General features: G+C 31.8%; 20 protein-coding genes, 1 pseudogene and 1 riboswitch. Of the genes and pseudogenes, 13 read left to right on the top strand and 8 right to left on the bottom strand.

The genetic code is table 11. The features are described from left to right. Nucleotides 1-2: 2 nt before the first annotated feature. Together cobT and BLW23_RS06480 are read right to left on the bottom strand one after the other, a co-directional pair. Nucleotides 3-1,039 (bottom strand): annotated as a pseudogene (gene cobT / locus BLW23_RS06485) (nicotinate-nucleotide--dimethylbenzimidazole phosphoribosyltransferase). A 5-nt stretch (nt 1,040-1,044) separates the two neighbouring features. Continuing rightward, complete coding sequence (locus tag BLW23_RS06480) at nt 1,045-1,548, bottom strand: bifunctional adenosylcobinamide kinase/adenosylcobinamide-phosphate guanylyltransferase (RefSeq protein WP_093668384.1); 504 nt, start codon at nt 1,546-1,548, stop codon at nt 1,045-1,047. A gap of 154 nt (nt 1,549-1,702) precedes the next feature. Next, nucleotides 1,703-1,899: riboswitch (cobalamin riboswitch) on the top strand. Nucleotides 1,900-1,977: 78 nt separating this feature from the next. Between BLW23_RS06480 and BLW23_RS06475 the strand changes: the two genes are divergently transcribed. From BLW23_RS06475 to BLW23_RS06450, 5 genes are all read left to right on the top strand, one after another. Next, on the top strand, nt 1,978-3,876 hold the full coding sequence (locus BLW23_RS06475; RefSeq protein WP_093668383.1) for a TonB-dependent receptor plug domain-containing protein: 1,899 nt from the start codon (nt 1,978-1,980) through the stop codon (nt 3,874-3,876). Nucleotides 3,877-4,142: 266 nt separating this feature from the next. Continuing rightward, complete coding sequence (locus BLW23_RS06465; protein WP_093668381.1) at nt 4,143-4,850, top strand: ABC transporter ATP-binding protein; 708 nt, start codon at nt 4,143-4,145, stop codon at nt 4,848-4,850. After that, nucleotides 4,843-6,072, top strand: a complete 1,230-nt coding sequence (locus BLW23_RS06460) for an ABC transporter permease (protein WP_093668380.1) — start codon at nt 4,843-4,845, stop codon at nt 6,070-6,072. Before BLW23_RS06465 ends, BLW23_RS06460 begins: the two co-directional genes overlap by 8 nt. Nucleotides 6,073-6,074: 2 nt before the next feature. Further along, nucleotides 6,075-7,319 (top strand): ABC transporter permease, encoded by a 1,245-nt coding sequence (locus tag BLW23_RS06455; RefSeq protein WP_093668379.1) that lies wholly within the window; start codon nt 6,075-6,077, stop codon nt 7,317-7,319. Nucleotides 7,320-7,334: 15 nt separating this feature from the next. Next, a complete protein-coding gene (locus BLW23_RS06450) occupies nt 7,335-8,462 on the top strand; it encodes an efflux RND transporter periplasmic adaptor subunit (RefSeq protein ID WP_093668378.1) in 1,128 nt (375 codons plus the stop codon). 602 nt (nt 8,463-9,064) lie between these two features. On the opposite strand, the gene BLW23_RS06445 is transcribed toward BLW23_RS06450, so the two are convergent. Continuing rightward, nucleotides 9,065-9,475 (bottom strand): DUF1573 domain-containing protein, encoded by a 411-nt coding sequence (locus BLW23_RS06445; RefSeq protein WP_093668377.1) that lies wholly within the window; start codon nt 9,473-9,475, stop codon nt 9,065-9,067. Between the two features lie 180 nt (nt 9,476-9,655). On the opposite strand from BLW23_RS06445, the gene BLW23_RS06440 reads away from it, so the two are divergent. The 7 genes from BLW23_RS06440 to BLW23_RS06410 all read left to right on the top strand — a co-directional run bounded on the left by BLW23_RS06440 (nt 9,656) and on the right by BLW23_RS06410 (nt 17,338). Continuing rightward, complete coding sequence (locus BLW23_RS06440; RefSeq protein WP_093668376.1) at nt 9,656-12,295, top strand: valine--tRNA ligase; 2,640 nt, start codon at nt 9,656-9,658, stop codon at nt 12,293-12,295. Nucleotides 12,296-12,753: 458 nt separating this feature from the next. Continuing rightward, nucleotides 12,754-13,188: a hypothetical protein gene (locus BLW23_RS06435; protein ID WP_093668375.1), complete on the top strand. Its 435-nt coding sequence runs from the start codon at nt 12,754-12,756 to the stop codon at nt 13,186-13,188. 250 nt (nt 13,189-13,438) lie between these two features. Next, nucleotides 13,439-13,696, top strand: a complete 258-nt coding sequence (locus BLW23_RS23490; RefSeq protein WP_317039307.1) for a cupin domain-containing protein — start codon at nt 13,439-13,441, stop codon at nt 13,694-13,696. A 15-nt stretch (nt 13,697-13,711) separates the two neighbouring features. Then, nucleotides 13,712-14,581: an alpha/beta hydrolase gene (locus BLW23_RS06425; RefSeq protein ID WP_093668374.1), complete on the top strand. Its 870-nt coding sequence runs from the start codon at nt 13,712-13,714 to the stop codon at nt 14,579-14,581. A 160-nt stretch (nt 14,582-14,741) separates the two neighbouring features. Further along, nucleotides 14,742-15,209, top strand: a complete 468-nt coding sequence (locus BLW23_RS06420) for a hypothetical protein (RefSeq protein ID WP_093668373.1) — start codon at nt 14,742-14,744, stop codon at nt 15,207-15,209. Between the two features lie 3 nt (nt 15,210-15,212). Further along, nucleotides 15,213-16,136 carry a hypothetical protein gene (locus BLW23_RS06415; protein WP_093668372.1) on the top strand — a complete coding sequence of 308 codons (924 nt, stop codon included), beginning with the start codon at nt 15,213-15,215 and terminating at the stop codon, nt 16,134-16,136. Beyond that, nucleotides 16,124-17,338 (top strand): hypothetical protein, encoded by a 1,215-nt coding sequence (locus BLW23_RS06410; RefSeq protein ID WP_093668371.1) that lies wholly within the window; start codon nt 16,124-16,126, stop codon nt 17,336-17,338. Before BLW23_RS06415 ends, BLW23_RS06410 begins: the two co-directional genes overlap by 13 nt. 74 nt (nt 17,339-17,412) lie before the next feature. Here the strand turns inward: BLW23_RS06410 and folD are convergent, their stop codons facing one another. Continuing rightward, entirely contained in the window at nt 17,413-18,291 is an 879-nt protein-coding gene (folD, locus tag BLW23_RS06405; protein ID WP_093668370.1) for a bifunctional methylenetetrahydrofolate dehydrogenase/methenyltetrahydrofolate cyclohydrolase FolD, read from the bottom strand. A 97-nt stretch (nt 18,292-18,388) separates the two neighbouring features. Then, complete coding sequence (gene ffh / locus BLW23_RS06400; RefSeq protein WP_093668369.1) at nt 18,389-19,717, bottom strand: signal recognition particle protein; 1,329 nt, start codon at nt 19,715-19,717, stop codon at nt 18,389-18,391. 389 nt (nt 19,718-20,106) lie between these two features. Between ffh and BLW23_RS06395 the strand changes: the two genes are divergently transcribed. Beyond that, entirely contained in the window at nt 20,107-20,688 is a 582-nt protein-coding gene (locus BLW23_RS06395) for a DUF3575 domain-containing protein (protein ID WP_093668368.1), read from the top strand. Between the two features lie 27 nt (nt 20,689-20,715). Here BLW23_RS06395 and BLW23_RS06390 read toward each other — a convergent pair whose 3' ends face one another. From BLW23_RS06390 to BLW23_RS06380, 3 genes are read right to left on the bottom strand one after another with little or no spacing between them, the layout of a single operon-like run. Then, nucleotides 20,716-21,270: a DUF1572 family protein gene (locus tag BLW23_RS06390; RefSeq protein ID WP_093668367.1), complete on the bottom strand. Its 555-nt coding sequence runs from the start codon at nt 21,268-21,270 to the stop codon at nt 20,716-20,718. A gap of 48 nt (nt 21,271-21,318) precedes the next feature. Further along, a complete protein-coding gene (gene msrB / locus BLW23_RS06385; RefSeq protein ID WP_093668366.1) occupies nt 21,319-21,783 on the bottom strand; it encodes a peptide-methionine (R)-S-oxide reductase MsrB in 465 nt (154 codons plus the stop codon). Nucleotides 21,784-21,811: 28 nt separating this feature from the next. Then, a complete protein-coding gene (locus BLW23_RS06380) occupies nt 21,812-22,678 on the bottom strand; it encodes an alpha/beta hydrolase (RefSeq protein ID WP_093668365.1) in 867 nt (288 codons plus the stop codon). Nucleotides 22,679-22,773: the final 95 nt, after the last annotated feature.

Below are 22,773 nucleotides of genomic sequence, written 5' to 3'. Positions count from 1 at the left end.
ATTTAAGCTTCACTTACATTAGCACTTTTAAAAGTAGCCATATTATTTAAAAAATTAACACTAGCTTCAATGAGAGGTAAGGCAACCGCACAACCCGTTCCTTCCCCAAACGCATACCGATGTTTAGGAGAGGTTTAGCATTTAAGAATTGTAGCATTTTCTGATGACCTTGTTCACCTGAATTATGACAGAAAATGCAATAATTAAGAATGTTAGATTGCAAAGAATGGGCGGCTAATAGAGCCGAAGTTACAATGAAGCCATCAATAAGTAAGGTCATGTTTAATGAGGCAGCTTCCAACATTGCCCCGCACAGCATTACGATTTCAAATCCACCAAATGCTATTAAAGCGTCAATAGGAGACTTAATATCATTATAATGAAAATTATAAACTTCTTTTAAGGTTTTAGTTTTCGTATTTAAACCATCGTCATTTAAACCTGTTCCTCTGCCTACACATTCTTCAATAGGAGTATTGGTAAAATAACTCATTAATAACGAAGCAGAAGAGGTATTTCCAATACCCATTTCACCAAAACCAATAACATTACAACCACCATTGAAAACATCTTTTACCAGTTGTTTTCCTTTTTCCAAAGCTTGTTTACATTGCTCTTTGGACATTGCTTTATGAACGCTATAGTCTTGTGTTCCTTTTGATATTTTTAATTTATTTAATAAAGCATGATCTTCAAAGTCACCATTTACACCAGCATCAATTACTTTTAGGTCAATATTATTTTGCTTACAAAAAACATTAATAGCGGCGCCACCATTTAAAAAGTTTAAGACCATTTGCTGAGTAACTTCTTGAGGATAAGGACTGACTTTGTTTGTTTTGGCGATACCATGATCACCAGCAAAAACTAAAATAGTAGGTTGTTTTAATTTAGGCGTTAATGTGTTCTGAATTAACCCAACTTGTAAAGCTATATCTTCTAGAAGACCAAGAGCTCCAATAGGTTTTGTTTTAAAGTTAATCTCTTCTTGAAGTTCAGTATGTAATTCTTTTGAAAGAGGTGTTATTTTGGTCTGCATTATTTTTATTTTAAAGTTAGAGGTAAACCAGAAACCATAAAGTAAGCTTTATGAGCATGTTTCGCAATAAACTGATTTGTCCAGCCTTGCAGTTCTGTGAATTTTCTACCAGATTCTGTAGTGGCATGTAAGCCCATACCAATTTCATTAGAAATTATAATGATATTAGCATTTATATTCAAAAGCTTTTTTATTTCTTTTTTGGCTAACTCAAGGGATTTATTGACATCATGTTCAGTATCCATAAAAAAATTAGTTAACCATAAAGTAACACAATCTATTACTATCGTTTGATCGTCAAATATTACTGAGCTAATCCATTTTTCTTCTTCTATAGTAGTCCATCGCTCATCTCTATCAGATATATGACGATCTACTCTTTTTTGAAAATCTTCATCCCAAATGCGTGACGTTGCTAAGTAAATAGGAGTTTCAGATAAAGATTCAGCTAAACTTTGAGCGTAACTACTTTTACCTGAGCGTTCACCGCCTGAAATATAATAAATCATACTATAAGCTTTTGAAGTGCAAAGATTATAAAGTTTTTACAGAATGTAGGTGTTATCTTATGATTTTCTCAAAATAGACCTTTAATCTTCGTTATTTAATGCGGATTTTTCAAATAATTAATAGATTGTAATAGATATTTTAAGAGAATAGAATATCTTTGCCGCGATTTTTGGTTTTTCTTTAAAATAAATTAAAGAGAATTAAAAGGGAATTCGGTTATAATCCGAAGCTGTTCCCGCAACTGTAAGCTATAAAGCTTGTAATTAATCTTTAGCCACTGTTTTTTAATAAATGGGAAGGCGAATTACAAGACGCAAGCCAGGATACCTGCCAAATATCAAGATAAAACAAACTTTCGGGATAGAGGTTTTATATAGCATAGCTGTACATATACTTTTCCGATAACAAAATTCTAAATAATATTAACAATGAAAAAAAAAGTACTTTATTTAAGTGTTTTAACATCAATGTTTGCTTTGAGTAATTATGCTCAGGAAAAAGTGAAAAACGTAGAGTTAGATGAAGTTGTAATTTCGGATTCAAAATTTAAATTAAAAAAAGAGAATTCAGGAAAAGTAATCCATAAAATTACTCCAAAAATTATTGAAAACAATAGCGGTAGAAGCGTTGTGGATATCATTAACAATATTGCTGGAATTGAAATTAATGGAAATACCAGTTCTCCAGGGAAAAATATTGATTTATTTATAAGAGGAGGAAGATCAAAAGAGGTAGTTATTTTAATTGATGGTATTCAAGTTTCTGATCCAGGAAATTTTTCAGGAGGATTTGATTTGAGATATTTGGATTTGAACAACCTTGAATCAATTGAGATTATTAAAGGAGCGGCTAGTACTTTATATGGAACTGGTGCTGCTACGGCGGTAATTAATATAAAACTGAAAGAAGCTACATCGGGAAACACTAATGTGGCATTATCACTTTTTGGAGGAACAAACAATGATCAAGTAACGAATAATGGTACTTCTATTCAAAGTTCAGCGAATGTAAAAGGTAAAATTAAGAATTTCGATTATTTAGTGAACTTTTCATCTTTTGATGCTCGTGGTACTTCTTCGGCAAGATCAGAAGATGGAACTACCTTTGCAGATGATCCATTTCAAAGAATATCGACAAATGCAAAGTTGGGCTACAAATTCAGTGAAAAATTTTCTACAAAGATCTTCGGAAGTTATTCTGAATTCAATAACAGTTTTGACGCAGGGGCATTTACGAATGGAGCCAATAACACTTTAGACAAAAGTTATAGACTTAGTGTAAGCCCAGAGTATATATATGGAAAGGGAAGTGTTCAAGTAAATGCGGCTTACAGTAAGTACGACGCTAATAGAGAAAGTACTAGTTTTCCGGCGACAATGGAATCAGAAAACTATATAGTAGATGCATTTATTAAACATCAATTTGACAAGTTTTATGTAGTAGTAGGAGTAAATTTCCAGTACAATGAAATTATAGAAGCATATAATATTCCTTGGGGAGAATCAGAATTGACAAGAGTATCTTATTCAGAATCTCCAATAACGCGATTAATTGATCCTTATTTAAATGCTGTTTATATTTCTGGCTATGGGTTAAATGTAAATGCAGGAGTTCGTTTAAATAACCATAACAAATATGGGAACCATTTTGTATACAATGTAAATCCGTCTTATAGAATAAAATTACCAGAAGGGTATGTTAAGTTTTTAGGTTCATATAGTACAGCTTTTTTAGCACCAACAATTCAAAATTTATATGATGTACAGTATGGTAATGTAGATTTGGAACCTCAAGAAAGTACTACCATAGAAGGGGGGATTGAATACAAATACGGAAGCTTAGTTTTGAATACTGTTTATTTTAATCGAGATGTTGAGAATATAATAGGATTTGATAGTAATACTTTCCAATCAATAAATCAAGGAGCCGCAAAGATTCAAGGTATTGAGTTCAACGCAGATTATAACATATTAAAAAACTTAACAGTAAACGCAAACTATACCTACACGGATAATGAAGAGTTGGCTGTAAGAATTCCGAAACATAAAATAAATGCAGGGTTAAATTATGGGCTTAAAAACTCGAACTTCGGATTAACATATCAATATGTTAGCGATCGAGATGATACCGATTTCAGAAGCTTTCCTTCTGTAAATGTTCCGTTAGAAGCTTATTCTTTATTGAACTTTTCAGCAAATCATGAGTTAAACAAAAACGTTAAGTTGTTTTTAGCTGTTACAAATATATTTAATGAAGATTATCAAGAAGTTTTTGGTTTTACAACTCTAGGAAGAAATTATAATCTAGGAGTTCGTTTAAACTTTTAATTTCCCCCCAGAGTAACTAAGTTACTTAAATTAAGATCCACCTTTGGTGGATCTTTTTTTGTTTTAAGGTGTTGATAATTATGTGTTTGTGGTGTTTTTACTTTCTTTGTGTTGTTTATTTGTTGAAAAACGTGTAAAATATATTCTGCTTTCTGTAACATAATTATAAAATAAGCGTCTTGTAAGAAAATAACCATCAAATTAACATAAAATTAGTAGCCAATTGGTTTTATGATTGTTCTTTTGGTAAGAAAATTAACTAACAAATGATAAAAATAGAAAATCTCCACAAATCCTATCCAATAGGAAAAGATTCTCTTCATGTCCTTAAGGGCTTAGACCTACACATAAAGGAAGGAGAATTTGTTTCAATTATGGGGTCATCAGGATCGGGTAAATCAACTCTTTTAAACATTGTTGGGTTATTAGATGGTCATGATGAAGGAAACTACTATTTAAACGGTCAATTAATTGAAGATTTAAATGAGAAAAAAGCGGCTATCTTACGTAATAAATTTCTAGGTTTTGTTTTTCAGTCTTTTAATTTGATATCTTATAAAACGGCATTAGAAAATGTTGCTTTGCCCTTGTATTACAAAGGAATAAATAGGAAAGAAAGACTAAAGATCGCTTTGGATTATCTTGAAAAAGTTGGATTGAAACAATGGGCAAATCATTTACCTAATGAACTTTCTGGAGGACAAAAACAACGTGTTGCTATTGCGAGAGCTTTGGTTACGAAACCAAAAGTTGTTTTAGCAGATGAGCCAACGGGAGCTCTGGATTCAACAACAACCGATTCGGTAATGGATTTATTAAAAGAAATTAACGATGAAGGAATGACGGTATTTGTTATTACCCATGAGGAAGATGTAGCAGAGCAAACCAATAGAATTGTAAGGTTAAAAGATGGGGTTATAATTAGCGATGAATTAACTGAATCAGGAAAAGCTAAAGCTCATAATTATGTTTGATTTAGATCGTTGGAGAGAAATTTTTCAGAGTATTAGTAAAAATAAACTTCGTTCTGTTTTATCAGGTTTTACTGTTGCTTTCGCCATCTTATTATTCACATTACTTTTTGGAATTGTTACGGGGCTTCAAAATCAATTTAAAACAGCTTTTGTTGACGATGCTCAGAACTCCATATTTGTAAGAGTTTGGAAAACATCAAAACCATATAAAGGTTTACAAACGGGTAGAAGAATACAGCTAAGAAATAAAGATTTTGACTATGTTAAAAATGAATACAAAGATAAAATTCAGCACTTAACAGCAAGAATTTATAGAGGTGTAGACATTACATACAGAAGAAATAAAAACAATTATGAGCTAAGAGCGGTTCATCCCGATCATCAATTTTTAGAAAAGACAATAATTGATGAAGGAAGGTATATTAATGAATTAGATCTTAAAAGAAAATCGAAAGTTATCGTAATTGGTAGATTGGTTAAAAAAGATCTCTTCGGAGAAAAGCCAGCATTAGGTAAACGCGTAAGTGTTGATGGTATTTCTTACCAAGTTGTTGGAGTGTTTTCTGATGAAGGAGGAGATAGAGAGGAAAGGTTGACGTATATGCCAGTTACTACAGCTCAAAGTTTATACGGAAATAACGACTATATAAGTCAAATAAATTTAGGATATGACCCTAAGTTAAGTTTAGACGCGGCCATTGCATTTGGAAATAAAATGGAAAGAGATTTAAGAAAAAAACTAGACATTCATCCTGATGATCAAAGTGCGTTATCTATTAACAATATGGCTGAAGCAAATAAAGGGATAAACCAGTTTATGTTAGCCTTATATTTTATTGTAATTTTTGTTGGATCTGGAACCTTAATTGCTGGAATTATTGGAATTAGTAACATTATGATATTTGTTATTAAGGAAAGAACCAAAGAATTTGGTATTAGAAAAGCACTCGGAGCCAAACCTTCATCCATAATAGGGATGGTTATACAAGAATCAATATTGATAACGGCTCTAGCTGGTTATATAGGGTTGTCTATTGGAACATATATATTAAGTACCATTGGAGATGATTTAGAAAAGTATTTTATTAAAGATCCAAGTGTGAGTCCAGGAATTGTAATAGGAGCTACAATTATCCTAGTTTTATCAGGATTATTAGCAGGTTATCTTCCTGCTAAGAAAGCAGCGCAAATAAAACCAATTGTAGCATTAAGAGCAGATTAATTATGAAATTTTTATTTGATTCAGACACTTGGCAAGAGATTTACGGAAGTATCCGTAAGAATAAAATTAGAACAATAATTACAATTATCGGTGTTCTTTGGGGAATTTTCATATTAGTTGTTTTACTTGGAGCAGCGCGAGGAATGGAAAATAATTTCAAAAAGATTTTTGGAGATTTTGCAACCAACAGTGTATTCATATGGACACAAGCAACTGACAAACCATTTAAAGGTTTTCAGAAAGGAAGAAGGTTGAATTTAACTTTCAAGGATATTGAAATTATAACAAGAGAATTTAAAGATGAAATTAAATTTTTAGCACCAAGAAATCAAACAGAAGGGCTACTGGTTAGAAATTTTAAAACTGGAGATTTTCAGGTAAGTGGAGATTACCCAATTTTGGATAAAATCCAAAAGAAAGATTTAATGTATGGTAGGTTCATTAATCAAAATGATATTAAAAAACACACAAAAGTTTGTGTAATATCAGAAGATATGTACAAACAACTTTTTGAGAAAGACGAATACCCGATTGGTGAGTATATTAAAATAAGTGAAGTAAATTATCAATTAGTTGGGGTCTATAAATCGTCTGATGGTATAGATATCGATGATGATACAGCCTATATACCTTTCACAACTTTTCAAAAAGTTTACAATACAGGTAATAATATAGACTGGATGATGGTTACTGCCAGTAAAGGTATAGATATTGAGCAAATGGAGGAGAATATTATTCTGAGTTTGAAAAATATTCATAAGGTACATCCTGAAGATGAAAGAGCGTTTGGTTCTTTTAATTTAGGAACGCAAATCGATAAATTAAATGGATTCCTAAAAGGGATGCAATTTTTAACTTGGTTTGTAGGTATTGCTACTTTAATTGCAGGAGTCTTTGCTATTGGTAATATTCTTCTGATTACAGTAAAAGAACGAACAAAAGAAATTGGAATTCGCCGAGCATTAGGAGCAACGCCATCGAGTATTAGAAGACAAATTATTTTAGAATCTGTTTTCTTAACAGCTATTGCAGGTATGTTAGGTATTATTGCAGGCGGATTTATACTGTATGTACTAGATGTAACAGTTGGATCTGGAGACGAACCAACATTAATAAATCCAACGGTCAATATTCCAATTGTAATGATAGCATTTTCTATCCTAGTAGTATTAGGGACATTAATAGGATTAATTCCTGCCCATATGGCAACATTAGTAAAACCAATCGAAGCATTAAGAGACGAATAAAACAATCAACAAATCATGAGTAAAAGAGCAAAAATCATTTTAGGAATTATAGCAGTTTTTTTTGTAGCTGTTCTAATTTGGTTAGGTAAAAAAAATCAAAAGAATATTATTACCTATGAAACTGAAACACCATTTAAAGCTACTATAGAAAGAAAAGCTGTAGCAACGGGTAAAGTTATTCCTTTGGAGGAAGTAGATATAAAGCCACAAATTTCTGGTATTATCGATAAAGTATATTTAGAGGAAGGAGCAATTGTTAAAGCGGGAGATTTAATAGCAACCGTTAGAGTTGTGCCAAATATTCAGTCATTGAATTCTGCAAATGGAATTGTTAAAAATACGAAGTTGACTTATGACAATGCAAAAATTCAGTATGAGAGAAATAAGAAGTTATTTGACAAGGGGGTAATTTCTCGTCAAGATTATGAAAATTCTTTGTTGAATTTTAATAATTCAAAGCAAAGTTTATACAATGCTAAATCTGATTTAGACATTATAAAAAGAGGAACCACTGCTGGTTTAGGGAAAACTGCTAATACGAATATCAGAGCAACAGCATCAGGAATGATCGTAGAGATTCCTGTTAAAAAAGGATATCAAGTAATTGAGAGTAATAATTTTAATGAGGGGACTACTATTGCAACTATCGCCGATATGACCAGAATGATTTTTGAAGGTAAAGTTGATGAGTCAGAAGTTGGTAAACTGGTAAAAGGATCTGACATTGAAGTTGCTTTGGGAGCAATCGATGGTAAAAAATTTCCTGCTAAATTAAATTTTATTGCGCCTAAGGGAACAGAAGAAAGTGGAGCAGTGCAGTTTAAGATTAAGGCAGATGTTTCTTTAGATGATGAATATTTTGTAAGAGCTGGATACAGTGCTAATGCGAATATTGTTCTTGAAAAGAAAGACAGTGTCCTTTCAATTAAAGAATCTCTTTTAAGGTTCGATAAAGAGTCAGAAGAACCTTATGTAGAGGTACAGTTAAATGATGAAGGAAAGTTTGAAAAGAAAACAGTAAAACTAGGAGTTTCTGATGGTGTTAATGTAGAAATTTTAGAAGGAGTTACTGCCAATGACCAAATTAAAATATGGAATAAAGCTTCTAAAGACAAAGATAAAGACAAGAAAGAGGATAGTTAAATTAAAACTTAATTCTATCTCTTTAACTTATGAAGATGCTCATTATACAATGAGCATCTTTTTTTTTAATTATTTAATGGCATGTTATGCTGTTTATAAATGAAATTTTCTTGTAGTATGTTAAGTTGTTGGTTACTAGCGTGAAACAAGTAAATAAATAGCTTAGCTAAGGTTTTATTAATTAAAAAAAATGTAGTAAAAAGAAATTGTTTATAGACAAAAACCTTATTTGTAAACAGTATTATTTGTAGCGATTCCCTATAAATTATTAAAACAAAGTGATAAATTATGAGAAGTCATAAAATCTTAAATGTCAGTTGAAATGAAGATTGTTTCTATCACTGGCTTCCAGAAAATGGAGAAATGGGTTCTTGTAAACATTCGAACATATTCTAAAATAGTTAACTTATTAGTGAATTAACTTAAACGAATAATGAATAAAATTGAGAAGAAGTATCAATATGTGTTTTATTGGGATTATTTCAAATTTTCACGGGATATGTATGATTTGACTAGATAATAAATCTGTAAACTTTAACAGTAAGGTAAAAAAAAACCTGTGGAATCTTCCACAGGTTCAGGTATTTTATAAAATTAAGTTTTTATTCTGTACCGCTTGATACCATGCTTTTAGCCTTTACAGGAGCAGCATTTTTATCGATAAAACCTTTAATTTTTAATACTTTTCTCTCAGCCTTCGCATTTGACATGATAGTAATTGCTTTTGAAAAACCACCTGGTCTTTTAGTATCATAAGAAACTTCTATTTGTCCTTTTTGACCTGGCATAACTGGCTTTTCAGGTTTTTTAGGAACAGTACATCCACATGTAGATCTAACATCTTTGATGATTAAAGGAGCATCTCCAACATTAGTAAATTCAAAAACACGTTTTCCTTCAGATCCAAGAGCTACCTTTCCATAGTCGATTACTTCAGATTCAAATTTGAATTCTTGAGCATTTATCGTTAACGCGATAAAGAAGATAGCTACAAATGATAAAATTGTCTTCATAAATGTTATTTTTTTTAAAAGGGGTTATATAATACAACCGTTGCACAAATTTATAATTATTTTTTACGTATTAAAAAAATGACAACTATTTTTCTATAGCTCAGAGATAGTTGTATTTTTGCTAATTAGATTTCAAAAATAATGCCAAAAAATTTATTTGGTTAAATATAGTAAAAACATATGAATATTCCATCAAAATACAACGCTAAAGAAGTAGAAGGAAAATGGTACGATTACTGGATGAAGCATAATTACTTTCATTCTGAAGTAGATGACAGAGAGCCATATACAATTGTTATACCACCACCAAACGTCACGGGGATACTTCATATGGGACATATGTTAAACAATACAATTCAAGATGTATTAATTCGTAGAGCTCGTCTACAAGGTAAAAATGCTTGTTGGGTTCCTGGAACTGATCATGCATCTATAGCAACTGAAGCAAAAGTTGTAGCGAAATTGAAAGAGCAAGGAATTGATAAGAAAGACCTTACTAGAGAAGAATTCTTAAAACATGCTTGGGAATGGAAGAATGAATATGGAGGAATCATCTTAGAGCAGCTTAAAAAAATGGGAGCTTCTTGTGACTGGGAAAGAACGTCTTTTACCATGGATCCTGCATTATCAGAATCTGTAATAAAAGTTTTTGTCGATTTATATAAAAAAGGATATATCTATAGAGGATTTCGAATGGTTAATTGGGATCCTGAAGCAAAAACAACTTTATCTGATGAGGAAGTAATTTATGAAGAACGTCAAGGAAATCTATATTATTTGCAATATGATGTAGTAGGTTCTAATGAGAAAGTTACTATTGCTACTACTCGTCCTGAAACGATTTTAGGAGACACTGCGGTTTGTATCAATCCAAATGATGAGCGATATTCTCATTTAAAAGGGAAAAAAATAATTGTTCCTTTATGTAACAGAGAAATTCCTATTATTGAAGATGATTATGTTGATATTGAGTTTGGAACAGGATGTTTAAAAGTAACCCCTGCTCATGATGAGAATGACAAAGTTTTAGGAGAAAAACACAATTTAGAGGTTATTGATATTTTTAATGACAATGCAAGCTTAAATTCTTTCGGTTTACATTATGAAGGGAAGGATAGATTTGTTGTTAGAAAGGAAATAGCGAAAGAACTTGAAGAAAAAGGCTACTTAGTTAAAATAGAGCAGCATACAAATAAAGTAGGAACATCTGAAAGAACGAAAGCAGTTATTGAGCCAAGATTATCGGATCAATGGTTCTTAAAAATGGAGGATTTGGCAAAACCTGCGTTGGAAGCTGTTTTGGGAGAAGACAGAGAAGTGAAATTATTTCCGAAGAAGTTTGAGAATACGTACCGTCACTGGATGGAAAATATTCGCGATTGGAATATTTCTCGACAATTATGGTGGGGACAACAGATACCTGCTTATTATTATGGAGAAGGTAAAGAAGATTTTGTTGTTGCTGAAAATGCGGTAAAAGCCCTAGAATTAGCAAAAGAAAAAGCAAACAACCCTTTATTAACGGAAAGTGATCTTCGTCAAGATGAAGATGCTTTAGATACCTGGTTTTCTTCTTGGTTATGGCCAATGAGTGTATTTGATGGTATCAGAAATCCTGAGAATGAGGAAATAAAATATTATTACCCAACAAATGATTTAGTAACAGGACCAGATATTTTGTTTTTCTGGGTAGCACGTATGATCGTTGCTGGATATGAATATAAAGATCAACGTCCTTTTGAAAATGTTTACCTTACTGGTTTAGTACGTGATAAGCAACGTCGTAAAATGTCTAAGTCGTTAGGGAATTCACCAGATGCTTTAAAATTAATAGAAAACTATGGAGCTGATGGAGTACGTGTAGGACTTTTATTAAGTTCTGCAGCTGGGAATGATTTATTGTTTGATGAGACACTTTGTCAGCAAGGAAAAAAATTAGGTGATAAAGTTTGGAGTGCTTTTTACTTAACAACGCTATGGGAAGTTTCTGAAACTTTAGAACAGCCTCAGTCGAGCAAAATTGCTCTAGATTGGTATAAAGCGAAATTCCAGAAAACATTAGAAAAAATTGAAGATCATTATAGCAAGTATCGTTTGAGTGATGTGATCATGGCGATATATAAGTTAATTTATGATGATTTTTGTGGGTGGCTATTAGAAATTGTGAAACCGGGCTATCAACAACCAATCGATGCAATTACATATAATGAGGTAATTGCTTTGTTTGAAGAGAACTTAAAGATTTTACACCCATTCATGCCGTTTATAACGGAAGAAATATGGCAATCTATCGCAACTAGAACTCCTGAAGAGGCATTAATTATAGCTAAATATCCGGTATCTCAAAAAAGTAAACAAGCTTTAATTGCTGAATTCGATTTAGCTTCTGAAGTTATATCGGGAATTAGAACCATTAGAAAAGAAAAAAATATTCCTTTTAAGGAAACTATCGATTTAATTATTACTAATAATGAAAAGGTTTCGGAGAACTTCGATAAAGTAATAAAGAAGTTGGGAAATATAGAAGCATTGTCGTATTCTGATGATAAAATTGAAGGGGCTTTAAGCTTTCGTGTAAAGTCAAATGAGTACTTCGTACCTATTTCTGCAGAGAATATTAATGTAGAAGAGGAAGTTGAAAAATTGATGGAAGAACTTAATTATACAGAAGGATTCTTAAAATCTGTTCAGAAGAAATTAGCGAATGAACGTTTTGTAAGTAACGCACCTGATCAGGTTGTAGCTAATGAAAAGAAGAAGGAAGCAGATGCTTTAGCTAAAATAGAAACGATTAAAAATAGTTTAACAAGTTTACAGTAAAAAATATTCTTAAATTTTATAAAAGGTCTATCGTAATGATAGGCTTTTTTTTATGAAGAAGAATTTAATGATTAATACGATTTGTAATTGAAAATTTCGTGTAAATAAATAGAGTTATTTTTTTATTATACAAGGAAAATAACAAATCATAACCTTAGCTATGGTTTCTTTTTTAACGCAGTAGAATGTAAAAATAAACTGTTCATATGCGAAATAATTTATTTATACATAGTACAAGTTATACCATTTGAATTTTTAGTAGAGATATTGTTAAAATGAATTTTGAAAAACAACTCAAACATAGTTTGTTATATGGTGCTTTTTAAGAACAATAAACTAAGAAGTAACAATTTATATATGTGGTTTTAATGTTTAGTTAGTATTAATTATAAAATAATTAACTTTATCATAATCAATCTTTAAGAGGTTGTTTCGTGTAACAAACTAAATTAAATATCATGGAGAATAACAATAAAATGCCTAATTGGTACTGGATATTAGCGGTCTTTTTTTTACTATGGAACATTATGGGAGTTTTCTCATTTTATGTACATACTTTTATTTCAGCGGATACTTTGGCTCAACTTCCAGAAAATGAAAGAGTTTTGTATAACGAATATCCAATATGGATTACAGTCATATTTGGAATAGCAGTGTTCTTTGGGCTCATGGGGTCAATAGGTTTAATTTTAAAGAAGAAGTGGTCTAAAATCGCTTTTGTAATTTCAATTTTAGCAATCATACCTCAAATGATTCATAATGTCTTCTTCACGAAATCAATTGATGTTTATGGATTACTTCATACAATTACAATGCCCGTTTTAGTCGTTGCTTTTGGTCTTTTTTTAGTGTGGTTTTCAATGTTTTCTATAAAAAGGAATTGGTTGAACTAATTTTAATTCCCTGTTTTTTTATTGATATGTTATGTTAGTTAAGGGTAAAGTTATAGATTAGGAGTTTTTATTATATGAACTACCTTCTATGAAAACTTCAATAAACGTATTATGTTTAATTTGTTTACTCAATATTTCATGTAAATCAAATCATACGTCTAGTATAAAAATCGATAAACTTATTGAAACGACACAAAGTTGAAATGGAGATAGGTTACCGAAATACCAAAATGGTCAGCCTAAGGTTACTATATTAAGAATAACTATTCCTCCCAAGAAGAAATTGGAAATTCATAAGCACCCCGAAATTAATGCAGGGGTTCTTTTAAGTGGTGCCTTAACCGTAATAAGTGAGAAAAATGACACATTGTATCTAAAGAAAGGAGATCCTATTGTTGAGCTAGTTAATACTTGGCATTATGGAGAAAATGAAGGCGATATACCGGCTGAAATTATAGTTTTCTATGCTGGAATAGAAGGGATTCCGATAACTGTATTAAAGCATTAATAATCCAAATAAAGAATGAGTGTTCTGAAAGAAGAATTATACCATGTTGTAACATCAGATGGAATTTCCATTGCATTATGGAAACTAAGTTCCGAAACCATCTCTAGTAGAAATGTGTTTTTGACTCATGGAACTTTTTCAAATAGGAAGATATGCGAAGGTATTGCTGTTTTTTTAGTAGAAAGAGGCTTTACTTGTTGGATTATGGAATGGAGAAATCATGGAAGTAGTTATAGTAGTGATTTAGAATTTAATTTTGAAACCATTGCGAAATACGATTTAAAATCGACGTTTGATTTTTTATTTGAAACAATAGGAGTAAATTCTATAGACTGCTTGGCGCATAGTGGAGGAGGAATAGCTCTGACAATGTTATTAATCAATAATCCAGATTATCAAAAGAAAGTGAATAGTATAATACTATTTGGTACGCAGGCTTTTGGTGCTGGAAGCTCGCTTTCAAACAAAATTAAAATCTTCATAGGAAAGTATGTTACATTGATTTTGGGTAAAATACCAGCTAAGAGTGTAGGTTCAACCGAGCACGATGAAAGTTATTATATGATGAAGCAATGGTTCAATTGGAATTTGAAACACAACTTTATCGGTGATAATGGTTTTAATTATCTTAAAAAAATGTATACTGTAAATGTACCAGTTTTATCAATATGTGCTGAAGGAGATACTTTTATAGCTCCGAAGATTGGGTGTAAAAAGTTTCTCAATGCTTTTAAGAATGAGTCAAACAAGCTATGGTACTTATCAAAGAGAAATGGAAATTTAGAGGACTATAATCATAGCAGAATTCTAAAATCACAAAGCGCAAAAAGTGAAGTTTGGCCGAAAATTAAAGAATGGATTAATTCTAGGACAATTTCGTTTTAATCATAAAAATAAATAGCACCACCATATTAATTCATAAGGTCTAACCTCACATGTTTATATAAATATTTATTTGTTTTTTTTATTAAGGTCTCATAAGTGTTTGATTTTTTGGTAGTAAGAATAACTTTGTTATATTTGATTACCCCCTTAAATAATCGTGATGAAAAAAATAACTTTTTTATTATTGGTATCTTCAAATGTGATCTTTTCTCAGATAGATGCTAATTCTTTATTTGGTTTACCAAAAGCTTCAACAACAGAAATGAATTCTATTTCTTTGCCTAATGAAGGTTCTATTCTATACAATACAACTATTAAGGGATTGTATTTTAGAGATGATAGTTCATGGCAAATGTTAGCTCCAGTAAAAAATATTACATCTGTAGATCCTTTTCTAACAATTACTAATACAGAATCTGTATTCCAAATAACAACTACATTTAAAGATGTTACAGCTGAATTAATATTTGAAGATGATGATTATTGTTATGTTTCTTTAGTTGAAAATGGAAGCGATTTTTTAGTTATAAGGTACGATAAAACTGACATTAATGTAGAAGCTAGATCAACAGGAACGGGAACACAGCCGAATACACTTTCTCAAGTACAGGCATTAACTTATAATTAAAAGATGAATAAAAAGAAAAGTGTTTCGGTCATTTATTTTTTCTTGTTTGTAAATACCTTGTTGGCAAATTTCACATTATCAGGTAGTATAATTACACAAACAGGAACAGATAATGATTTATCTGGACTAGCGTCCATTGCAGGAGTAACTACAACTACTAATGGTACTGGAACCAATCAATACATTACATATAATTTGAACAATTTAAGGTTGGTCATCCAAGGAACCTTAAGCCATAATCCCGAGCAGGAACAACTATTATTTAATAATCCAGGCAACCCAATTATTGATATTCAGAATGGAGCTGAATACAATTTGGGAAGCGACCTCACTGTCAATGGAATTACGAGGCAAACTCTAGGTCTTGGAATATTTATCTCCTCAACGGATGCTGGATGTTGTGGATCAGGTCAGGCGGTACTCTATGTAAGAGGAGGTGCAACTTGGAATTGGAGAGGAGCTACTATAGATGTTGGCCAATTACCTTGGTTTGCAGAGCCTACATCAACAGTAAATATTATGAATGGTGTTTTACTGGTAAGAAGAAGTGCAACTTCCGATGTTGTTCAAGTAAGGCAAAGTTCAGATAACTTTTTTGTTGATGGACTTACATTTATAGGAAATGGTGAAGGGGATATTACATTTTTGAGAAGACCACAACAAATGAATAATTATAGACCCGAAACTACTGGTGGTGCCATAGCATTTTCTTCTTCAACACCAAATTATGATGTAACGTTCAGAGGATATTCTGGGGGAGATAGAGGAAATACTCAAGACATAAAGTTTTGGGCAGGATGTCGACCAATTCTTATAAATTCTAAAACAGGATCGCAGTTAATTGCGGGAAACCATCAAAGCGGTAATGGAAATGGTTATGGAGTAGCTCTAGTTTACCAAGAACTTGATCTTGTGTGCAAGATGTAAATAACAATCCCGTTTCGGGAGCGACTATGTATATTGTAGATACGAATAATGGAAATAGAAGTACTTATAACCGTGAAGGACATGTGGTAAATAATACTGCTGATAATCAGTATTTAGTCCAAACTGATGTGAATGGAAATATTCCACAACAACAAATTTTATTAGCTGCGAATGTGGCTAATTCAGGAGCCTCAAATGGTTTAAATACAGGTACCTATGCTTGGGATTATAGAGGTAAAAATAATGATGATAGTGATTTATTCGATATTCACATTTGGTCTTATAACCATTTATACCAAATAATACCCGATGCAGAGCTTAAAGGTGTTAACGGTACTTCTTTAACAACTAAAATTTTTGAAGACGCAGGTGTTTCGGAAACGAATAAAAGTGTCGTTGATGCCTATACGGTAATTGATGATCTAGACAAATTGTATGATAAGGCCAAAAGTTTTAAAGTCGATAATGTAACGACCTTAGGTATTGCTAATTCTTTTTTTACAATTGTAGGTGATCAATTGGTTTTGAGACCAGGATGGAGTATTGTAATTGACCAAACTGCAACCGAAGTATTTAGCGTTGATGAGACTGAAGAGATTATAACAGTAAATGCAAGTGCTTTAAGGTTTGGTTCAAAATTTAGCAGTATTCAGGCAACAGAGAGAATTTCTATAGCCAATGGTTCCAGTATTGAATTCGGATATATCGATAGTACAGGAACATATAAATACGTTGAGCTGATTAACTTGACAAATACGGATTTGCTGGTAACAGATTTTGTACCGTCACCAGAAAATGTTTTACAAGAAAACTTGGATTTTACAGGAACGTTGAAAACCTTATTTGAATCACCTTCAGATGCCTCTAATACAAAAGTGAAATTATCGAGATACGGCTATTCAGAGTGGATTGAAATAGTACCTGAGAACGATTTGTCGTTTATTAGGGAAGTAGAATTAATACCCTTACCAGAGTGGTCTGGGAACCAAGAAGAGTTACTTTATTATACTCAAAAAATATTGCAAAAATCAGAGGCACTTAAAAATGCATTTAATAACCCAGTTCAACCAACCTTAAATGTAAGTAATACGGTAACGGCAAATGGTTCACCAGCTTCAGAAGAGAATCAACAAGCATTACTTAATATATTAAAAAGAATCCTTTCAAAAGTTACCAATATCAGAGAGAAAATGAATCATTAACAATATCAAAAGAGTTGACCAAAACTAAAAAAGACTGCAACGAGGCAGTCTTTTATTTTGGTATTTTCAATTTATTAACTTTCTTGTCTATAATAAGCCAACAAAGTATTTTTTAATAGCATTGCAATAGTCATTGGGCCAACTCCCCCTGGAACAGGAGTAATATGAGAAACTTTTTCTTTTACACCATTAAAGTCAACATCACCAACCAATCGGAATCCATTCTTTTTGGAAGGATCTGCAAGTCTAGTAATTCCTACATCGATAATAACAACGCCATCTTTCACCATTTCTCCTTTTAAAAACTCAGGAATACCTAAAGCGGCTACTATAATATCAGCTTGCTTAGTTATCGATTCTAAATCTTTAGTTCTACTATGAGTTAAAGTAACCGTAGCATTTCCTACCTTTCTTTTTTGAGCTAAAAGAATACTCATAGGACTTCCAACAATATGGCTTCTACCAATAACAACAACATTTTTTCCTGAAGTTTCAATATTATATCTTTCTAATAATTCTAAAATTCCAAAAGGAGTTGCTGAAATAAATGTAGGTAAGTTTAATGCTAATTTCCCTACATTCATAGGATGAAATCCATCTACATCTTTCTCTGGGTCAATAGCCATTAACACTTTTTGCTCATCAATATGATTAGGTAAAGGCAATTGTACTATAAAACCATTAATGTCATTATCAACATTCAATACAGCAATTTCATTAAGTAAATCTTCTTCTGTGGTTTCTTCAGGAAGTCTAATTAGTGTAGACTCAAAACCAACACGTTCACAAGCTTTCACTTTTGCGTTTACATAAGTTAAACTTGCACCGTCATTTCCAACAATTATAGCAGCTAAATGTGGAGCCGTTTTGTCTTGTGCTTTTAATTCTGCAACTTCTAGAGCAATCTCTTCTTTAATGTCTGCCGAAGTTTTTTTTCCGTCAAGTAATATCATGATTCGTTGTTGTGTTGTTATTTATATATAAAAGTAGACAGTAAAACATAAAAAGAGAAGCTAATACTTCTCTTTTTACATTCTATTTATCTATATTTTATCTCATTCCACGCATCATCTGCATCATTTTTCTTCCGCCTCCACCTTGCATCATTTTCATCATTTTGCTCATTTGATCAAATTGTTTCATCAATTGATTAACCTCTTGAACGGAAGTCCCTGATCCTTTAGCAATCCTTTTTTTACGGCTTGCATTAATCACACTAGGAGAGGTTCTTTCTGAAGGGGTCATAGAATGAATAATGGCTTCGATTCCTTTAAAGGCATCATCATCAATATCAATATCCTTCAAAGCCTTACCCGCTCCCGGAATCATTCCAACTAAGTCTTTCATGCTACCCATCTTTTTGATTTGCTGAATTTGACTTAGGAAATCATCAAAACCGAATTGGTTTTTAGCTATTTTCTTTTGAAGTTTTCTAGCTTCTTCTTCATCATATTGTTCTTGCGCTCGCTCAACTAAAGAGATAACATCTCCCATTCCTAAAATACGATCCGCCATACGATCTGGATGGAAAACATCAACGGCATCCATTTTTTCTCCAGTACCAATAAACTTAATAGGCTTATCTACAACTGACTTTATCGAAAGAGCCGCACCACCACGAGTATCACCATCTAATTTAGTTAGAACAACACCATCAAAATTTAATACATCATTAAAGGCTTTGGCTGTATTCACAGCATCTTGACCTGTCATAGAATCTACAACGAATAATGTTTCATGAGGTCCAACAGTCTTGTGAATGTTAGAAATTTCAGTCATCATTTCTTCATCAACAGCCAAACGACCAGCTGTATCGATAATAACAACATTTTTACTGTTAGCCTTCGCATGTTTAATGGCATTCTGAGAAATTTCAACAGGATTTTGATTACCCTCTTCAGCGTAAACTTCAACTCCTATTTGTTCTCCTACCACACGAAGCTGGTTGATAGCCGCAGGACGGTAAACATCACAACCAACAAGCAATACTTCCTTGCTCTTTTTGGTTTTTAGGTAATTGGCAAGCTTACCAGAAAAAGTAGTTTTACCTGAACCTTGTAAACCTGACATTAAAATTACCGTAGGAGAACCTCCAAGATTAATACCAACACTGTCACCTCCCATTAAAGCTGTTAATTCATCTTTAACGAGTTTAACCATTAATTGCCCTGGATTTAACGTAGTTAATACGTTTTGACCAATGGCTTTCTCTTTAACCGTTTTGGTGAAATTTTTAGCTATTTTAAAGTTAACATCGGCATCGAGTAAAGCTCTTCGAACTTCTTTTAAAGTTTCGGCAACGTTAACTTCGGTGATTTTTCCGTGTCCTTTTAGCGTATGTAACGCCTTATCTAACTTTTCGCTTAAATTATTAAACATGTATCGGCTTCATTTTTAGAGGCACAAATATAACAAATTTAGTTCTAGTTATATTGATTTTACACTGGTAAATTAAACTGATTATGATTAATTTCTGTTTTTTTAATGTTGATTTTAGAACCGTTAAAATAAGAATGGTAGTTCATAGAATCTACCTTTGATTGTTGTAGATGTTTCTAAATCAGTTTTTAATGTATGAAAGGTGAAAGGAAATGAAATTATTAAATAGAAAATATCGGAATTATTTGCATAGTTAATAAGCTAGTAGGAATTGTTAAACCCGAAGGGTTAATACCAAAAATGCTTAAAAAAATAGTTAAGATATCTTATTTGGTATTGCGAGAATTTGACTAATTTTGGCGTGTTTTTAAAACTTAAATTGTTTAAAATTGAAAAAGATATTATCCCCTGCCTTATTCTTGTTATTTCTTATATCCAGTTCTATTCACGCTCAAACCGAAGTGAAATTTAATGCTTTAACTACCGCTTTTTTAATACCGAATGTAGGTGTAGAAATTCAATTGGGAGAAAGAAGTAGTGTTCAACTGGATGTGTTAGCTTCTTTTTGGGATTCAATTGATGGAAGCCCTTTGCATATTACTCAAATTTTTCCTGAATATAGGAGATACTTTAAACCTAATATGCGTGGTTTTTTTATTGGAGGTCACATAGGTGTTGGCATGTTTACATTAAGGAAATATGGAAAAATAAAATATTCGTATCAATCTGGTCGAAATACTTATTTTGGAATAACTGTTGGATATAAAACAGATATCAGTAAAAACTGGGCGCTGGAATTTTTTGTAGGAGGAGGAAGTCAACAAGCGCATTATAGAGGATATGATAGCAATGGACAACGAGTTGATACACAGGATGAACTTGCAACCAGACCATTTAACTTAAGTGGTGAGCTAATACCCTATCGTGGAGGAATAATGTTCGTTTATCGAATTCCTTCGAGAAGAAAGTAGTTTTAAAATAGGAGAGTAGTAATTTTATTACTGGTCGTCGGTAAAATGTTTTTTAAATTTTTTCTGATTAAATTTATGAAGATTATATTCTTCAGATTTGTTTTTTGGAATCGATAATGAAATCCATTTTTCTTTTAGAATTAGTTTTCCCAGAAAAACAATTTGCCCAATATGATATGGATAATGACAGAGTTGTCTATTTATGGCTTCGGTGATAGTATGTCCTTCATTTCTGATATGAATGATTTTTTCAAGATCTTGAGGTTCTAGAGAATTTAATGCTGAAATAAAACAGTTCCATCCTTTTTCCCAATACGAAATTACCTCTTCTTTCGTGGTAAAGTCATTTATAAACTCATCATCTCTATTTCGCCAATTTTTTTCTCCATCTTCAGTTAAAAAATTCGTCCATCGTGACAGCATATTACCGGCAACATGCTTAACAATAATAGCAATGGAATTACTATCACTATCAGGTTTATAAAAAATATGATCGTCATCTAATTTTTCAAGAGTTTGATACCCAATTTTCTTATAGTAATTTACTTGTTTTAAAACACTTGGTAAATACGAGTTTTGCATATTATTATAAATTAGAGCTGGTAATTACTAGCTCTAATTTACAAATATTTATTGTTTTCGAATAAACTCTAAGGCAGCTCCATTAATGCAATGTCGTATTCCTGTTGTTTTTTTGGGTCCATCTCTAAAAGAATGGCCTAAATGTCCACCACAAGTATTACATTTTAATTCTGTTCTTGCGTAGCCAATTTTATAATCTACATCATTTTCAACATTGCCTTTAATTTCTCTATCAAAAGATGGCCAACCTGAGTGAGAGTCATATTTATGCTCAGATTTGTATAACGGAGTTTTACATGCAGCACAAACGTAAACTCCTTTTTCATAGTTTTTATTTAGTGGACTCGTAAAAGGTCTTTCGGTCCCTGCTTCTCTTAATATATAATATTGCTTTGGCGTAAGGAGTTTTTGCCATTCTTTATTAGATTTAGAAACTCTATATTCTTTTTTCTGTGCTATTGATACTTCAGAAAATAAAATTGCCATTATAATAAATAAAAAGTATTTCTTCATGCATTCAAAGTTTATGTGTTCTACAAAATCAACTGTTTATGAAGTTGATTATTTTTGAAGTTACCTTCTTATCTCTAAGTATTTTAGTATGTCCCAGACCTTCAGTAATAAAAAGTATTCCTTCTTGTAAACTTTGACGAATTTTTATGGCTGAACTTACAGGTACATCTCCGTCATTACTATCATGAATAACTAATGTAGGGATTTGTATTTTAGATGCAATTGTACTCGATGAGTGAATGTCAATATCTTTTCCCCATTGCTCATCAAAAATTCTTTTCATTTTTTTAGCTACAATAGTTTTTAGCTTTAAACTATAAATAAACTCTTCGATTACACCAGAAATCTTATCAGCGGCGCCAATTGTAATGAGTTTCTTAACAGAAAAACCAGCTGCAATTGAATTATACAAGCACATACCTCCAAATGAATGACCAATAGCAATTTCGAACGGACCAAATTGCTTATCAATTTCTTTTATAGTTTCTATAAATTCTAGCATTGAGGTAGTTTTTCCTGATGACTTTCCATGAGCAGGCCCGTTAAAAGAAACGTACATAAAACCATTTTCTAATAACTTATCGGCTGCTAAAAAAAGTTGAGTGCCTCTTCCCGCCCAACCATGTACAAAAAGAACTTTTCTTTTTGAGTAACCATATTGTAAAATTTCAACACTTTTATCGATAGTAGGTATATGAATTATTTTTTTTTGAGCACTTTTGTATAGCATTTTTTCTCTCTTGGGAGAAGGAAATTGAACAGGAGTAATAAACAGTTTTGCCGCGAACTTAGCAGCATAATTTGATGATATGTATTGAAGTGATTTAGCTAGTAAAATTACTTTTTTGGGTATTTGAATACTTTTTTGATGTACACGCACGTTGGTAAAATTCATCAATTGATGTTTTTACCCTAAATATAGAATTTGTAATTTTAAAGGCATAATTAATGTGGTATTTTGTGACATGAAATTTATTTTTGTGTCATAAT

Origin of the sequence: Tenacibaculum sp. MAR_2009_124 (assembly GCF_900105455.1) — a bacterium.
In the GTDB taxonomy this organism is placed as follows: domain Bacteria; phylum Bacteroidota; class Bacteroidia; order Flavobacteriales; family Flavobacteriaceae; genus Polaribacter.
Note: the sequence above shows the minus strand (reverse complement) of the source record. Positions and strands in the feature narration are given on the sequence as shown.

What these genes read in the sequence shown, in the direction of transcription:
- BLW23_RS06465 (WP_093668381.1), top strand. Translation starts at nt 4,143, where the DNA reads ATGATAAAAATAGAAAATCTCCACAAATCCTATCCAATAGGAAAAGAT.
- msrB (WP_093668366.1), bottom strand. Translation starts at nt 21,783, where the DNA reads ATGAAGAAATACTTTTTATTTATTATAATGGCAATTTTATTTTCTGAA.
- BLW23_RS06425 (WP_093668374.1), top strand. Translation starts at nt 13,712, where the DNA reads ATGAGTGTTCTGAAAGAAGAATTATACCATGTTGTAACATCAGATGGA.
- BLW23_RS06435 (WP_093668375.1), top strand. Translation starts at nt 12,754, where the DNA reads ATGGAGAATAACAATAAAATGCCTAATTGGTACTGGATATTAGCGGTC.
- BLW23_RS06390 (WP_093668367.1), bottom strand. Translation starts at nt 21,270, where the DNA reads ATGCAAAACTCGTATTTACCAAGTGTTTTAAAACAAGTAAATTACTAT.
- BLW23_RS06415 (WP_093668372.1), top strand. Translation starts at nt 15,213, where the DNA reads ATGAATAAAAAGAAAAGTGTTTCGGTCATTTATTTTTTCTTGTTTGTA.
- ffh (WP_093668369.1), bottom strand. Translation starts at nt 19,717, where the DNA reads ATGTTTAATAATTTAAGCGAAAAGTTAGATAAGGCGTTACATACGCTA.
- BLW23_RS06460 (WP_093668380.1), top strand. Translation starts at nt 4,843, where the DNA reads ATGTTTGATTTAGATCGTTGGAGAGAAATTTTTCAGAGTATTAGTAAA.
- BLW23_RS06420 (WP_093668373.1), top strand. Translation starts at nt 14,742, where the DNA reads ATGAAAAAAATAACTTTTTTATTATTGGTATCTTCAAATGTGATCTTT.
- folD (WP_093668370.1), bottom strand. Translation starts at nt 18,291, where the DNA reads ATGATATTACTTGACGGAAAAAAAACTTCGGCAGACATTAAAGAAGAG.
- BLW23_RS06450 (WP_093668378.1), top strand. Translation starts at nt 7,335, where the DNA reads ATGAGTAAAAGAGCAAAAATCATTTTAGGAATTATAGCAGTTTTTTTT.
- BLW23_RS06440 (WP_093668376.1), top strand. Translation starts at nt 9,656, where the DNA reads ATGAATATTCCATCAAAATACAACGCTAAAGAAGTAGAAGGAAAATGG.
- BLW23_RS06480 (WP_093668384.1), bottom strand. Translation starts at nt 1,548, where the DNA reads ATGATTTATTATATTTCAGGCGGTGAACGCTCAGGTAAAAGTAGTTAC.
- BLW23_RS06380 (WP_093668365.1), bottom strand. Translation starts at nt 22,678, where the DNA reads ATGAATTTTACCAACGTGCGTGTACATCAAAAAAGTATTCAAATACCC.
- BLW23_RS06455 (WP_093668379.1), top strand. Translation starts at nt 6,075, where the DNA reads ATGAAATTTTTATTTGATTCAGACACTTGGCAAGAGATTTACGGAAGT.
- BLW23_RS06445 (WP_093668377.1), bottom strand. Translation starts at nt 9,475, where the DNA reads ATGAAGACAATTTTATCATTTGTAGCTATCTTCTTTATCGCGTTAACG.
- BLW23_RS06475 (WP_093668383.1), top strand. Translation starts at nt 1,978, where the DNA reads ATGAAAAAAAAAGTACTTTATTTAAGTGTTTTAACATCAATGTTTGCT.